Below are 14584 nucleotides of genomic sequence, written 5' to 3' on the forward strand. Positions count from 1 at the left end.
GCCGCCAGCAGCAGCGCGCGCAAGCCATCTCATAAATACGCTTGCTGGCAGATTACTTTAGATTTAAAGTAAGTCGGGATCGCTGCATTATTGCCGGAATATCTACCAAAGGCCCGACATGACCGATGCTTCCGCAGCACTTGCGCCGTCCGGCTACGCCGACGGTTTCGCCCGCGTCCAGCTGCCGCCCCCGAGCGAGTGGCCTGAATTCCGCTTCGACCTGCCCGAGCTGCGGTATCCGCCGCGCCTGAACAGCGCGGCCGAGCTGCTCGATGGCGCCGGCGCGCGCGGCTGGGATGCGCGCACGGCCCTCATCGGCAGCCGCGAACGCCTCAGCTACGCCCAGCTGCGCGCGCGGGTCGACCGCATCGCCCACGTGCTGCGTCTAGACCTCCAGCTCGCGACCGGCAGCCGCGTGCTGCTGCGCGGCGCCAATTGCCCCATGATGGCGGCCTGCATCCTGGCCGTGATCAAGGCCGGCTGCATCGCGGTGCCGACCATGCCGCTGCTGCGCGCCCGCGAACTGGGCATCATCGCCGGCCGCGCCCGCGTCGATGCGGTGCTGTGCGCGGCCTCCCTGCGTGCCGAAGTCGACGCGATGGATGCGGGCAGCCTGCCCCTGGTGCTGTTCGACGGGGATGCGCCCGATTCGCTGGAAGCGCGCATGGCGGCCCACGACGAGCCCTTCCATGCGCCCGATACCGCCGCCGACGACATCTGCCTGATCAGCTTTACCTCGGGCACCACCGGCGTACCGAAGGGGACCATGCACTTCCACCGCGACCTGCTGGCGATCTGCGACTGCTTCCCGCGCCACACCCTGGGCGCGCGCATGGACGACGTGTTCATCGGCACGCCGCCGCTGGCCTTCACCTTCGGCCTGGGCGGGCTGCTGCTGTTTCCGCTGCGCGTGGGCGCCAGCGCCGTGCTGGTCGAGCGCTTGAGCCCGGAAAGCCTGCTGGCGTCGATCCAGGAACACGGCGCCACGGTGTGCTTCACCGCGCCCACCTTCTACCGCCAGATGGCGCAGCTGGCGCCGCGCTTCGATTTGCGCAGCCTGAGCCGCAGCGTGTCGGCCGGCGAAGCGCTGCCGGTCGCCACCCGCGAAGCCTGGAAGGCGGCAACAGGCCTGGACATGATCGACGGGATCGGCGCCACCGAGATGCTGCACATCTTCATCTCGGCCGCGGGCAGCGAGGCCAGGGCCGGCGCGACCGGCAAGCCGGTGCCGGGCTACCAGGCCTGCATCCTCGACGAGCACGGGCGGCCGGTGGGGCCGGGCGTGGTGGGGAGGCTGGCGGTGAAAGGCCCGACCGGCTGCCGTTACCTGGACGACCCGCGCCAGCGCAACTACGTGCAGGATGGCTGGAACATCACCGGCGACGCCTACGAGATGGACGCCGACGGCTATTTCTACTACCGCTCGCGGCTGGACGACATGATCATCTCGGCCGGCTACAACATCGCCGGCGCCGAGGTCGAGGAAGCCCTGCTGCACCATCCGGCGGTGGCCGAGTGCGGCGTGGTGGGGCGCCCCGACGAGGAGCGCGGGCAGGTGGTCGAAGCCCATGTCGTGCTCAGGCCGGGCGTGGCGCCAAGCGGCGAGCTGGCCGCGGCGCTGCAGGAGTTCGTCAAGGCCCAGATTGCGCCGTACAAGTATCCGCGCGTGCTGCGTTTTCGCGAACAGCTGCCGCGCACCGAAACCGGTAAACTGCAACGGTTTAAATTACGCATGGACGCGGTCTGAGGAAAACATGTCCGATCTCGAGGACTCGGGCCAGGCAGAGCGGGAGCTCGACCTGGCAAGCCGGCTGACGCAGGATCACCATCAGTCGCTCAAGCTGTGGCTGCGCATGCTCTCGTGCACCGTGCGCATCGAGAACGAGATCCGCTCGCGGCTGCGCGCCGGTTTCGGCATCACGCTGCCGCGCTTCGACCTGATGGCCCAGCTCGAGCGTCATCCCGACGGCCTGCGCATGGGCGAGCTGTCCCGACGCATGATGGTCACCGGCGGCAACGTCACCGGCATCACCGACCAGCTCGAGCGCGAAGGACTGGTGCTGCGCGTGCCCGATCCGCACGACCGCCGTGCCTGGGCGGTGCGCCTGACCCCGGCCGGGCGCAGCGCCTTCGCCGAGATGGCGGCGGTGCACGAACGCTGGATCGACGAGATGCTGGCCGATATCCCGGTCGAGGACAAGGCCAGCCTGATCGCGCTGCTGGCGTCCATGAAGCAGCGCCTCAACACCGGCGTCGAACGCTAGCCGGGAAAAAGGCGGCCTGGGCTTAGGCTTTGCTGGGGCGGCTGCGGGAAAGGCGTGGAAGGCAAGCACTCGACATGAAGCGGTGTGGAGATGATGGCAACAAAAATTATAAACTTTAAATGTATGTTGTCAAAATTGAATTACCATCTCCGCTTGTAGCTTTTCGTATTGATTCAAGAAGGCGCGTAGCTGTTTTGCCACTGTTCTGATTTGGCAAGGGGACTGGTACAATACGGGACTGCAACTGCGCGCACGCGCGGCAGCGATGTGTCGCCATAGTACAATGGATAGTACAAGGTCCTCCTAAGACTTAGATGCAGGTTCGATTCCTGCTGGCGACACCATCTTCTCCTGCCCATCCGGGCGCGAATTCCATCAGCTCGGCTATACTTTCCGACGCGCCGCCATTGCCGGCAGCGCCGCCCGCTTCCGTGGCCCGGCCCTGGCAGCGCCCTTGCCTCCCAACCGGACCCATACGATGTTCCTCACCGCTTCCTCCCCCGGCCAGCCTGGCGCCGTCGAAACCCTGATGGCCGAACACGACTGGAACGCCAGCGCTTGCGGCGATCCTGGCGGCTGGGAGCCGGCGCTCCAGTACGCGGTGCGCCAGATGCTCGACTCGGCCGTCGCGAGCTTCATCGTCTGGGGCAGCGAGGAAACCTTCCTGTACAACGATGCCTACGTGCCGGTGCTGGGCCGGCGCCATCCGGAGGCGCTGGGCCGGCCGTTTGCCGCCGTCTGGCCCGAATCCTATCCCGAGGTGGCGGGAGCGGTGGCGCAGGCGATGGCCGGGCGTGCGTCCAGCTTTACCCATGCACCCTTCATCCTCACCCGCAACGGGCGCGAGGAGCAGGCCTGGTTCTCGTTCAGCTATTCGCCGCTGCGGCGCCTGGACGGCACGGTGCGCGGCTTCGTGTGCGTGGTCACCGAGACCACCGACCTCGACGCCATCAAGCGCAGCGAGGCGGCCCTGCGCGACGCCCAGATGCGGCTCGAAGGCGCGCTCGGCGCGGCCCAGGTCGCGACCTGGAACTGGAACGTGCGCGAGAACCGACTGTATGCCGACGCCAACCTCGCGCGCCTGTACGGCGTGCCGTCCAGGGACATCGACGGCGGCCCGGTCGAAGCCTACCTGGCGGCGATCCATCCGGACGACGTGGCCCGGGTCCAGGCACGCATTGCGCGCGCGCTCGAGACCGGCGAGACCTTCAGCGACACCTACCGCGTGCGCGGCGCGGACGGTCTCTGGCGCCATGTGGAGGCGCGCGGCAAGGTGACCGCGAACGCCGACGGACAGCCCGAGTGGCTGCCGGGCGTGGCGCTCGACGTCACGGCCCAGAAGGAGGCCGAAGCCGGCTTGCGGCGCAGCGAGGCGCGCTTCCGGCGCCTGGCCGAATCGAACGTGCTCGGCATCGTGCAGTACCGCTTCGACGGCACCCTGATCGAGTCGAACGATGCCTTCCTCGACATCCTGCGGATGACGCGCGCCGATTTTGAACGCGGCCTGTCCTGGCGCGTGCTGACCCCGCCCGAGTGGCGCGAGGCCGACGAACGCGGCTGGGAGCAGCTGCGCACCGTCGGCGTGATGGAGCCGTATGAAAAGGAGTACCTGCGCAGCGACGGCAGCCGCGCCGCGGTCTACCTCGGCGCCGCCGACGTCGACGGCAGCGCCGACGAGGGCATCGCCTACGTGCTCGACATTTCCGGCATCCGCAGCGCCGAGCGTGCCCTCAAGGAAAGCGAAGCGCGCTTCCGGGTGATCGCCAACGCCATGCCGCAGTCGGTGTGGTCGACCCGTGCGGACGGCTTCCACGACTACTACAACGACCAGTGGTATGCCTTCACCGGCATGCCCTACGGTTCGACCGACGGGGCCGGCTGGAATGCCCTGTTCCATCCGGACGACCAGCCGCTGGCCTGGGAACGATGGCGCCATTCGCTGCGCACCGGCGAACCCTACGAGATCGAATACCGGCTGCGCCACCACACCGGCAGCTACCGCTGGGTGCTGGGGCGCGCGCTGCCGGTGCGGGGCGAGGACGGCGTCATCGTGCGCTGGATGGGCACCTGCACCGACATCCACGAGCAGAAGCTGACCCAGGAGGCCCTGCAGGACGCCGACCGCCGCAAGGACGAGTTCCTGGCCATGCTGGCGCACGAGCTGCGCAATCCGCTGGCGCCGATCGCCACCGCCGCATCGCTGCTGGCGATGGCGGCGCAGGATCCGGCGCGGGTGCGCCAGGTGGGCGCGGTGATCTCGCGCCAGACCACCCACATGACCGGCCTGATCGACGACCTGATGGATGTCTCGCGCGTCACGCGCGGCCTGGTCAGCCTGGAGCGCGAAGACCTGCCGCTGTCGCAGGTCGTCGACGACGCCGTCGAACAGGTGCGTTCGCTGCTCGAGGGCAGGACGCACCGGCTCGAGGTGCGCCACGCCTGCGCCGGCGTGATCGTGAACGGCGACCGCAAGCGCCTGGTGCAGGTGCTGGCCAACATCCTCGGCAATGCCGCCCGGTACACGCCGGCGGGCGGCCACATCGTGCTCTCCAGCGGCATCGAGGATGGCTGCGCCGTGCTGGCGGTGCGCGACAACGGCATCGGCATGGCGCCGGAGCTGGTGGCCAGCGCCTTCGAGCTGTTCTACCAGGGCAAGCGCAGCCCCGACCGCTCGCAGGGCGGCCTCGGGATCGGGCTGGCGCTGGTGCGCAGCCTGGCCGAGCTGCACGGCGGCAGCGTGGAAGCGGCCAGCGAGGGCGAAGGGCGCGGCAGCACCTTCACGCTCAGGCTGCCGCTGCCGGAGCAGGGCGCCCGCAGCGCGGGCTTGGCGAGCAAGCATGCGCTGCAGCAGGCTCCTGCGGCGCTGCGCGTGCTGGTGGTGGACGACAATACCGATGCGGCGGAACTGGTGGCGATGTTCCTGGGCCTGCTCGGCTACGAGGTCAGCGTCGAATTCGGCGCGGCGGCGGCGCTCGAGCGCGCGCGCAGCCTGATGCCGCACGTCTGCCTGCTCGACATCGGGCTGCCCGGCATGGACGGCAAGGAACTGGCGCGCCGCCTGCGCCGGCTGCCCGGCCTGGAACGGGTCAGGCTGGCGGCCATGACCGGCTATGGCCAGCCGCACGACCGGCGCGACACCGAAGCGGCGGGCTTCGACGTCCATTTCGTCAAGCCGGTCGAGACCGATGCGCTGGCGGCCTGGCTGGCCGAGGTGGAAACGCCCCTGGTCTGAGATGGCGGCGGCGGTACGCCGCCGAAACCCCGGCGCCAGTCGGTACAATGGCGTCTTCTTTCAACATTTTGCGCCCGCCGCCTTGCGCGTCGGGCAGGTTCACGGATCATGGCTGTCATTTCCCTCACTCAAGCGCAACTGGCCTTCGGCCACGTCGCACTGCTCGACCACGCTGACTTTTCCCTGGAGACCGGCGAGCGCGTCGGCCTGATCGGTCGCAACGGCACCGGCAAATCCTCGCTGCTGAAGATCATCTCCGGCCGCTTCAAGCTCGACGACGGCCTGCTGGTCATGCAGCAGGGCGTCAAGATCGCCTACGTCGAGCAGGAACCCGTGTTCGATCCGGAAGCGAGCGTGTTTGATGCGGTGGCCGCCGGCATGGGCGACCAGCAGGCCATGCTGGCCGAGTACGAGTCGCTCACCGGGCAGTTCGGCGGAGACAACGACGATGCCCTGATGGAGCGCATGCACGAGATCCAGCTCAAGCTCGACGCCGTCGACGGCTGGAACCTGGCGCACAAGGTCGACACCACCCTCGATCGCCTGGGCCTGAACCGTGAAGCGAAGATGGGCACGCTGTCGGGCGGCATGCAGAAGCGCGTGGCCCTGGCCGTGGCGCTGGTCTCCGCACCCGACGTGCTGCTGCTGGACGAGCCGACCAACCACCTCGACTTCACCTCGATCAAGTGGCTGGAGGGCCTGCTGCGTGAGTTCCGTGGCTCGGTGCTGTTCATTACCCACGACCGCAGCTTCCTCGACAACGTCGCCACCCGCATCATCGAGCTCGACCGTGGCCGCCTGCTCTCGTTCCCGGGCAACTTCTCCACCTACCAGGAACGCAAGCGCGAGCTACTTGCCAACGAGGAAGTCGAGAACGCCAGGTTCGACAAGTTCCTGGCCCAGGAAGAAGTCTGGATCCGCAAGGGCGTGCAGGCCCGCCGTACCCGCGACGAAGGCCGGGTGCGCCGCCTGGAAGCGCTGCGCCTGCAGCGCGCCGCGCGCCGCGAGCAGCAGGGCACGGTCCGCCTCGACGTCGGCGCCGGCGAGCGCTCGGGCAAGATCGTTGCCGAGCTGGAAAACATCTCCAAGTCGTACGGCGAGAAAGTCATCGTCAGCAACTTCACCGGCACGATCCTGCGCGGCGACAAGGTGGGGCTGATCGGGCCCAACGGCGCCGGCAAGACCACGCTGCTGAAGATCATCCTGGGTGACGAGACCGCCGACAGCGGCTCGGCCAAGCTGGGGACCAAGCTGAACGTCGCCTATTTCGACCAGATGCGCGCCCAGCTCAACGACGAGGCGAGCCTGGCCGACACCATCTCGCCGGGCAGCGACTGGGTCGAGATCAACGGCCAGAAAAAGCACGTGATGACTTATCTCAGCGACTTCCTGTTCGCACCGGAACGCGCCCGCTCCCCGGTGAAGTCGCTCTCTGGCGGCGAGCGCAACCGGCTGCTGCTGGCGCGCCTGTTCGCCAAGCCGGCCAACTGCCTGGTGCTGGACGAACCGACCAACGACCTCGACATCGAAACCCTCGAGCTGCTCGAAGAACTGCTCGAGGAATACACGGGCACCGTGTTCCTGGTCAGCCACGACCGTACCTTCCTCGACAACGTCGTGACCCAGGTGATCGTTGCTGAAGGGAATGGACTGTGGCGCGAATACGTCGGTGGCTACACCGATTGGGAACGCGCGCGCGCCAACGAACCCGCAGCTGCGACGAAGTTCGCCGCCACTCCTGCAAAGGGCGCTGCGACAACGCAGGCGGCGCCGGTCGACCCGGCAGCCAAAGCTGGTGAAATGTCATCTACCGCACAGAGCGGGTCTGGTAAAAAGGTAAAGTTGAGCTACAAGGAACAGCGCGAACTGGAGGAACTTCCCCAGCTGATCGCGACTCTTGAAGATGAGCAGTCGGCGATCACGGCCCAGCTGAATTCGCCCGACTTCTACAAGCAGAATCCCGGCGACGCGCGCCGCCTGAGCGAGCGCCACGCCGAGATCGACGAGCTGCTGCTCGACGCCCTCGAACGCTGGGAGCGCATCGAAGCCCGCGCAAGGGGCGAGTAGCGTAACAAACGGGGCAGGCCAGGCGCCTGCGCAGACCAGGAGTAACATCCGGACATGACCGAGCACAACGAATCCCGTACCGCTCCATCCGCAGCCTCCGCGTTATCGTTCGACGCACCCCTCTTCAGCCGCGCCGCCTGGGCGCGGATCCTGCCTTTCGGCGCCTACATCTTCTTCATCATCCTCGGCGACATGCTCGAGCGCACCGGCCTGTCGCGCGCCGAGCTGCGCTGGCTCTACCCGGTGCAGATCGGCGTCGTGGCCGTCCTGCTGGCGGTGTTCTGGCGCCGCTACCACGAACTGCGCGCGCCGCTGCCCGGCGCGGCCCAGCTGCTGGTGTCGGTGCTCGCCGGTATCGTGGTGCTGGTGCTCTGGATCAACCTCGACGCCCCGTGGATGACGGTGGGGGCGAGCCCCGGCTACGACCCGCGCACCAATGGCGAACTCGACTGGCTCCTGATCGTCATCCGCATCGCCGGCGCCGCCCTGGTCGTGCCCGTCATGGAAGAATTGTTCTGGCGCTCCTTCGTCATGCGCTGGGTCGACGCCGCCGACTTCGAAGCCCTGGAGCCCGCACGGGTCGGCATCAAGGGTTTCCTGGTATCGGTCGTCCTGTTTGGTTTCGAACACAACCTGTGGCTGGCCGGCATCGTCGCCGGTGTGACCTATAGCCTCCTTTACATGCGTCATCGCAACCTGTGGTCCGCGGTGATCGCCCACGCTGTCACCAACGGCCTGCTCGGCGCCTGGGTGGTCGCGACCGGCAGCTGGGCCTTCTGGTAATCCGCAGGCGAAGCTTCACCACTCCAAGCGCAATGAATCAGAAAAGACAAACAACATGATGCCTTTACGCCACCCATCCCTCCGCCCGATCGCCTTGTTCATCGGTGCGATGTTCATGTTCCCGGCCCACCAAGCGGCCGCCCAGCAACAGCAGCAGCCGGAAGAAGGCCTGAAGCTCTACGGCGGCATCGGCTGGGGCTACGACGACAACCTGCTGCGCGTGCCCGACAACCGTCCGGCCTTCGGCGGCAAGCGCAGCGACCGCTGGCGCCAGGCCGAGGCCGGCGTCATCTACAACAAGCGCATCAGCCGCCAGCGCGTGGCGGTGGTGGCCAAGGCCTCCAAGGTCGACTTCGACTTCTTCAAGCAGCTCGACTACGACGGCCGCGACCTGCAGGCCACCTGGTTCTGGGAACTGGGCAACAAGTTCGAAGGGCAGGCCGGCACCCTGTACGACCGCACGCTGGCTTCCTACACCGACTTCTTCAGCGACGAGCGCAACGTGCGCGAGCGCCGCCGCAAGTGGTTCGATGCCGGCTGGAAGATGCACCCGAGCTGGAAGCTGCGCACCGGCTTCACCCATGAGCGCTACGAATACGAGCTGGTGCGCCAGCGCTGGAACAACCGCACCGAGAAGGCTTCCGAAGTCGAGCTGCTGTACCGTCCGAAGAGCGGCAGCTCGGTGGGCCTGGTGGCGCGCCGCCTCAAGGGCGAGTACCCGTTCCGGCGCCCGACCACGACCGGCGTGCTGAACGACGACTTCACCCAGGACGAACTGAAAGTGCGCGTCAACTGGTACGCGACCGGTTCGACCACGCTGCAGGCGTTGGCCGGCTACGTGCGGCGCGAGCAGCCTTCGTTCGGCGAGGGCAGTACCCGCGGCTTCAACGGCCGCGTGAACGCCTATTACCAGCCGCGCGGCAAGGTGACCTTCAACGCCTCGCTGTGGCGCGAATTCGCCCCGATCGAGAGCACCATCGTCAGCTACACCCTGAACCGCGGCGCCAGCGTCGGCGCCACCTGGCAGGCCACCGGCAAGATCAAGGTCGACGCCAACGCCGCCTACGAACAGCGCGCCTACAACCCGCGCTCGGTGGCGGCAAGCGGCCTGTCCGACCTGGACGATTCCTTGAGGACGGCCAGCCTGCGCGCCACCTGGCAGGTCAAGCGCAAGATCGCGGTCTCGGCCGGCTGGCAGCACCAGTCGCGCAGCGGTTCGCAGACGCTCAACCTGGGCAAATTCGACGCCAACACCGTGATGGTGAACGCGAACGTGCTGTTCTGAAGCACTGCGGTATCTCGAAGCAGCTTATGACGGTAAACGACATCCCGATCATCTCGTTTTTCCAGCGCGTGCTCGATCCCCTGATCATCATGGGGACCCTGTATCTGGCCACGCTGTATTACCAGGAGCCGTTTTCCGGGTATTCGCTGGTGCTGATGATCCTGGCCTTCTTCATCTCGTCCTCGGTCTACCAGCACGTCGATCCCTACCGCACCTGGCGCAGCGGCCGCATGCTGGCCTATGCGCGCGACACCGTGTTCGGCTGGTGCCTGACCATCGCGGTGCTGTACTTCCTGGGTTCGGCCAGCGGCCTGAAGTACTTCTACGACGAGCGCGTGCTGCTGGCCTGGTTCATCGCCACGCCGGTGACGATCCTGGCCAGCCACCTGGCGGTGCGCAAGGCTACCGGCAGCCGCGACCGCAAGCGCGAAGTGCGTTCGATCGTGGTGGTCGGCATCAACGACGTCGGCATCAAGTTCGCCAAGGTGTGCGAGCGCCACCCGAACCTGTTCATGGAAGTCTGCGGCTTCTTCGAAGACCGCAACGATGAGCGCCGTCCGAGCGAAATCGGGCATCCGGTGCTGGGCGGCATGGCCGACGTCTGCGCCTACGTGCGCCAGCACAACATCAAGATGATCTTCATCAGCCAGCCGATCTCGGCCCAGCCGCGCATCCGCAAGCTGATCGACGAACTGAAGGACACCACCGCCTCGGTCTACTTCCTGCCGGACGTCTACGTGTTCGACCTGATGCAGGCCAGGTTCGATACCGTCGGCGGCATGCCCGTCATCGCGATCAGCGAGACCCCCTTCATGGGCTGGAACAGCGTGATCAAGCGCGGCAGCGACATCGTGATCGGCAGCATCATCCTGGTGCTGCTGGCGCCCCTGATGCTGGTGACCGCCATCGCCGTCAAGCTCAGTTCGCCCGGCCCCATCATCTTCCGCCAGCGCCGCTACGGCCTGTATGGCGAGGAGATCTTCGTCTACAAGTTCCGCTCGATGACCGTCACCGAGGACGGCCCGAACGTGGTGCAGGCCTCGAGGAACGACCAGCGCGTCACGAAGGTCGGCGGCTTCCTGCGCCGCACCTCGCTCGACGAGCTGCCGCAGTTCATCAATGTGCTGCAGGGGCGCATGAGCCTGGTCGGGCCGCGCCCGCACGCGGTCGCCCACAACGAGCAGTACCGCAAGCTGATCAAGGGCTACATGCTGCGCCACAAGGTGCGCCCGGGGATCACCGGCTGGGCCCAGGTGAACGGCCTGCGTGGCGAGACCGCCACGCTCGACAAGATGGAAGCGCGTATCCAGTACGACCTCGATTACCTGCGCAACTGGTCGCTGTGGCTCGACCTCTGGATCATCGTCAAGACGGTAAAAGTCGTGCTGACCCGCGAGAACGCCCACTGAGCACGTATTGAACCCGGCGTTGCGGCGGGCATCGAATAGCAGGATGATGGGCGGATCGAGGTCGGCGCGAAATGTAATTAACTGCTCGCAATATGCGGTTATTTACCAGTGAAAACACTTTAAATTCAAGTTGGCAATAATTCGCTTAAGGTCAACTTAAAAGCCACGCGCACGATTGGTATCTTGCTTGCACGACCACACGAGCTGCGTAGAATCGTTGATGAGTTTGCAACTGTCGGGGCTGGTGTTTGCCTAGTTCCGCAAGGGAAAACAATATGAAGAAAGCACTGATTACCGGCGTCACCGGTCAGGATGGTTCCTACCTGGCGGAGCTGCTGCTCGAGAAGGGCTACGAGGTCCACGGCATCAAGCGCCGCGCCTCCCTGTTCAACACCGGGCGCATCGACCACATCTACCAGGACCCGCACGCCGACAATCCGCGTTTCTTCCTCCACTACGGCGACCTCACCGATACCTCGAACCTGACCCGCATCCTGCAGCAGGTACAGCCCGACGAGGTCTACAACCTGGGCGCGATGAGCCACGTGGCGGTTTCCTTCGAGTCGCCCGAGTACACCGCCGACGTCGACGGCATTGGCACCCTGCGCCTGCTGGAGGCGATCCGCTTCCTGGGGCTGGAAAAGAAGACCCGTTTCTACCAGGCCTCGACTTCCGAGCTGTACGGCCTGGTGCAGGAGACCCCGCAGCGCGAGAGCACGCCTTTCTATCCGCGCAGCCCGTATGCCGTGGCCAAGCTGTACGCCTACTGGATCACCGTGAACTACCGCGAGGCCTACGGCATGTACGCCTGCAACGGCATCCTGTTCAACCACGAATCGCCGCGCCGCGGCGAGACCTTCGTCACCCGCAAGATCACCCGCGCCCTGGCCAACATCGCCCAGGGCCTCGAGCCCCAGCTCTTCCTCGGCAACCTCGATGCGCTGCGCGACTGGGGCCATGCCCGCGACTACGTCCACATGCAGTGGCTGATGCTGCAGCAGGACAAGCCCGAAGATTTCGTGATCGCCACCGGGCGCCAGTATGCGGTGCGCGATTTCGTCGAGATCGCCGCACGCGAGCTGGGTATCGAGATCGCATGGCAGGGGCAGGGCGTCGAGGAGCGCGGCCTGGTGGCCTCCGTCCGCGGCGAGAAGGCGCCCGGCGTGGTGGTGGGCCAGCCGATCGTGGCGGTGGACCCGCAATATTTCCGTCCGACCGAGGTCGAGACCCTGCTGGGCGACCCGAGCCGTGCGCGCGAGCGCCTCGGCTGGGAACCGACAACCAGTTTCGAAGCGATGGTGCAGGAGATGGTGGCGCACGACCTGGACACGGCGCGCCGCCACAAGCTGCTCGCATCGCATGGCTACAACGTTGCACTTTCACTGGAGTAAGCGTGTCGAATAATCAGCCTCGTATCTATGTCGCCGGCCATCGTGGCCTGGTCGGCTCCGCCATCGTGCGCGCCCTGCGCGCGCAGGGACACACCGACATCGTCACCCGTACCCATGCCGAACTGGAACTTACCGACCAGGCACAGGTGCGCGAATTCTTCCGTACCGAACACATCGACCAGGTCTACCTGGCCGCGGCCAAGGTGGGCGGCATCCATGCCAACAATACCTATCCGGCCGAATTTATCTACGACAACATGATGGTGCAGGCCAATGTCGTGCATGAAGCATGGCGCGCCGGCGTCCAGAAGCTGCTGTTCCTCGGTTCCTCCTGCATCTATCCGCGCCTGGCGGCGCAGCCGATCCGCGAGGAGTACCTGATGAACGGCATCCTCGAGCCGACCAACGAACCCTATGCCATGGCCAAGATCGCCGGCATCAAGCTGTGCGAGAGCTACAACCGCCAGTACGGCACCGACTACCGCAGCGTGATGCCGACCAACCTGTACGGTCCCGGCGACAACTATCACCCGGAAAACAGCCACGTGATCCCGGCCCTGCTGCGCCGCTTCCACGAAGCGCGCGAAAGCAATGCGCCGGAAGTGGTGATCTGGGGCAGCGGCAAGCCGATGCGCGAGTTCCTGTACGTGGACGACATGGCCGCTGCCAGCGTTTACGTGATGAACCTGCCGATTGACGTGTATGCGGCCAACACCGACCCCATGCATTCGCACATCAACGTCGGCACCGGTCAGGACGTCACGATCGCCGAGCTGGCGCGCCTGGTGGGCGAGACCGTCGGCTACCGCGGCCGCATCGTGTTCGACGCCGGCAAGCCGGACGGTACGCCGCGCAAGCTGCTCGACGTGTCCAAGCTGGCCGCGCTCGGCTGGCGCGCCAGCACGCCGCTGCACGAAGGCCTGCGCCGTGCCTACGAGGCTTTTGTGGCCGAGCAGGAAGCGGAAGAGGCCGGCCCGCAGGACGTGCCCGCGCAATTGCTGGGACGCCCGGCCGGCAGCGCGGCGCGGGCGCTGGCATGAAGCGCGGGACATGTCGCGGTAGCAGTTTGTTAATTGACGAACAGAGGGCGAATCGTGTGGAACCCAGAATGGATGAGTCCTGAATCTGCTCCGTGATGCGGGGCAGGTCACGAATAACAAAAGGAACACGCGGCGGGCTCGCCCGCTAACCAACGTCGAGGAAACTATCTTGAAAACCTTCCATTTGGCAGCCAAACCAACTTCCTTCCCAAGCCCCAGGCGCCTGCTGTCCGCGGCGGCGCTGGTGTTGTGCGCGACGACCCTGGCCGCTTGCAGCAAGGATGAAGCACCCAAGGAGTCGAAGCCGGGCCAGGCCCTGGCCAGCGTCAACGGCGAAGAGATCACCGTCTTGCAGCTGAACGAGGAACTGCAGCGCCTGGGCGTCGGCGCACAGCAGCAGCAGGTGGCCGGCAAGCAGGTCCTGCAGGCACTGATCGACCGCGAACTGCTGGAAAGCGAGGCTGCCAAGGAAAAGCTCGACCGTGATCCGAAGGTGATGCAGGCCATCGAACGGGCGCGTTCGCTGATCATCGCCCAGGCCTACATGCAGAAGCGCCTGGGCGAACCGCAGCGTCCGTCGCAGGCCGAAGTGGAGGACTACTTCAACAAGAACCCGCAGTTCTTCAGCAACCGCAAGCAGTTCGCCATGAACGAGCTGATCCTCGCGGCCAGCGACCTGACCCCGGAAGTGCGCGCCGCAGCCGACAGCGCCAAGTCGCTGGAAGAAGTGGCCGTGTTCCTCGACGCGCGCAACATCAAGTACGGGCGCGCCCAGGTCACGCGCAGCACCGCCGACCTGAACGCGCAGCTGTCCGCCAAGCTGCTGTCGATGCAGAAGGGCCAGCTGTTCGCGGTCAAGGAAGGCGACCGCGCCATGCTGATCTCGATCGCCGAAGTGCGCGACGCGCCCGTCACGCTGGCCGTCGCCGCCCCGCAGATCACCCAGTACCTGACGAACAAGAAGAACAAGGAGCTGGCCGCCGCCGAGATCCAGCGCCTGCGCGGCTCCGCCAAGATCGCTTACCTGAACAAGGAATACGAGCCGAATCCGAACGCCCCGGCGGGCGGCGCACCGGCAGCGGCGCCGGCGGCGGGCGACCCGGCCGCGACCGC

General features: G+C 66.2%; 10 protein-coding genes and 1 tRNA gene. All 11 read left to right on the top strand.

Translation table 11 applies throughout. The features are described from left to right. Positions 1 to 118: 118 nt before the first annotated feature. The gene (locus tag B2R83_RS01035) at positions 119 to 1747 is read left to right on the top strand and encodes an AMP-binding protein (protein WP_292037822.1); all 1629 of its coding nucleotides are present in this window, start codon (positions 119 to 121) and stop codon (positions 1745 to 1747) included. 7 nt (positions 1748 to 1754) lie between these two features. Beyond that, positions 1755 to 2264 carry a MarR family winged helix-turn-helix transcriptional regulator gene (locus tag B2R83_RS01040; protein WP_292037823.1) on the top strand — a complete coding sequence of 170 codons (510 nt, stop codon included), beginning with the start codon at positions 1755 to 1757 and terminating at the stop codon, positions 2262 to 2264. Between the two features lie 269 nt (positions 2265 to 2533). Then, positions 2534 to 2608 (top strand) — tRNA-Arg (locus B2R83_RS01045). A 134-nt stretch (positions 2609 to 2742) separates the two neighbouring features. Next, on the top strand, positions 2743 to 5496 hold the full coding sequence (locus B2R83_RS01050; RefSeq protein WP_292037825.1) for a PAS domain-containing hybrid sensor histidine kinase/response regulator: 2754 nt from the start codon (positions 2743 to 2745) through the stop codon (positions 5494 to 5496). A gap of 108 nt (positions 5497 to 5604) precedes the next feature. Beyond that, entirely contained in the window at positions 5605 to 7563 is a 1959-nt protein-coding gene (locus B2R83_RS01055) for an ATP-binding cassette domain-containing protein (protein ID WP_292037826.1), read from the top strand. Positions 7564 to 7617: 54 nt separating this feature from the next. Then, complete coding sequence (locus B2R83_RS01060) at positions 7618 to 8346, top strand: CAAX prenyl protease-related protein (RefSeq protein WP_292037827.1); 729 nt, start codon at positions 7618 to 7620, stop codon at positions 8344 to 8346. Between the two features lie 55 nt (positions 8347 to 8401). Continuing rightward, positions 8402 to 9631 (top strand): XrtB/PEP-CTERM-associated polysaccharide biosynthesis outer membrane protein EpsL, encoded by a 1230-nt coding sequence (gene epsL, locus B2R83_RS01065; RefSeq protein ID WP_292037828.1) that lies wholly within the window; start codon positions 8402 to 8404, stop codon positions 9629 to 9631. Between the two features lie 26 nt (positions 9632 to 9657). Beyond that, positions 9658 to 11040, top strand: coding sequence for an undecaprenyl-phosphate glucose phosphotransferase (locus B2R83_RS01070; protein WP_292037829.1), 1383 nt, complete (start codon positions 9658 to 9660; stop codon positions 11038 to 11040). Positions 11041 to 11315: 275 nt separating this feature from the next. Continuing rightward, a complete protein-coding gene (gene gmd, locus B2R83_RS01075) occupies positions 11316 to 12431 on the top strand; it encodes a GDP-mannose 4,6-dehydratase (protein WP_292037831.1) in 1116 nt (371 codons plus the stop codon). 2 nt (positions 12432 to 12433) lie between these two features. Further along, positions 12434 to 13471 carry a GDP-L-fucose synthase gene (gene fcl, locus B2R83_RS01080; protein WP_292037833.1) on the top strand — a complete coding sequence of 346 codons (1038 nt, stop codon included), beginning with the start codon at positions 12434 to 12436 and terminating at the stop codon, positions 13469 to 13471. 169 nt (positions 13472 to 13640) lie between these two features. Next, positions 13641 to 14584: EpsD family peptidyl-prolyl cis-trans isomerase (locus B2R83_RS01085; RefSeq protein ID WP_292037834.1), on the top strand; the 944-nt coding region annotated here is incomplete at its 3' end.

Origin of the sequence: Massilia sp. UBA6681, assembly GCF_002454935.1 — a bacterium.
In the GTDB taxonomy this organism is placed as follows: Bacteria; Pseudomonadota; Gammaproteobacteria; order Burkholderiales; family Burkholderiaceae_D; genus Telluria; species Telluria varians.

Coding starts and splice junctions, on each gene's coding strand:
- B2R83_RS01035 (WP_292037822.1), top strand. CDS start 119: ATGACCGATGCTTCCGCAGCACTTGCGCCGTCCGGCTACGCCGACGGT.
- B2R83_RS01040 (WP_292037823.1), top strand. CDS start 1,755: ATGTCCGATCTCGAGGACTCGGGCCAGGCAGAGCGGGAGCTCGACCTG.
- B2R83_RS01050 (WP_292037825.1), top strand. CDS start 2,743: ATGTTCCTCACCGCTTCCTCCCCCGGCCAGCCTGGCGCCGTCGAAACC.
- B2R83_RS01055 (WP_292037826.1), top strand. CDS start 5,605: ATGGCTGTCATTTCCCTCACTCAAGCGCAACTGGCCTTCGGCCACGTC.
- B2R83_RS01060 (WP_292037827.1), top strand. CDS start 7,618: ATGACCGAGCACAACGAATCCCGTACCGCTCCATCCGCAGCCTCCGCG.
- epsL (WP_292037828.1), top strand. CDS start 8,402: ATGATGCCTTTACGCCACCCATCCCTCCGCCCGATCGCCTTGTTCATC.
- B2R83_RS01070 (WP_292037829.1), top strand. CDS start 9,658: ATGACGGTAAACGACATCCCGATCATCTCGTTTTTCCAGCGCGTGCTC.
- gmd (WP_292037831.1), top strand. CDS start 11,316: ATGAAGAAAGCACTGATTACCGGCGTCACCGGTCAGGATGGTTCCTAC.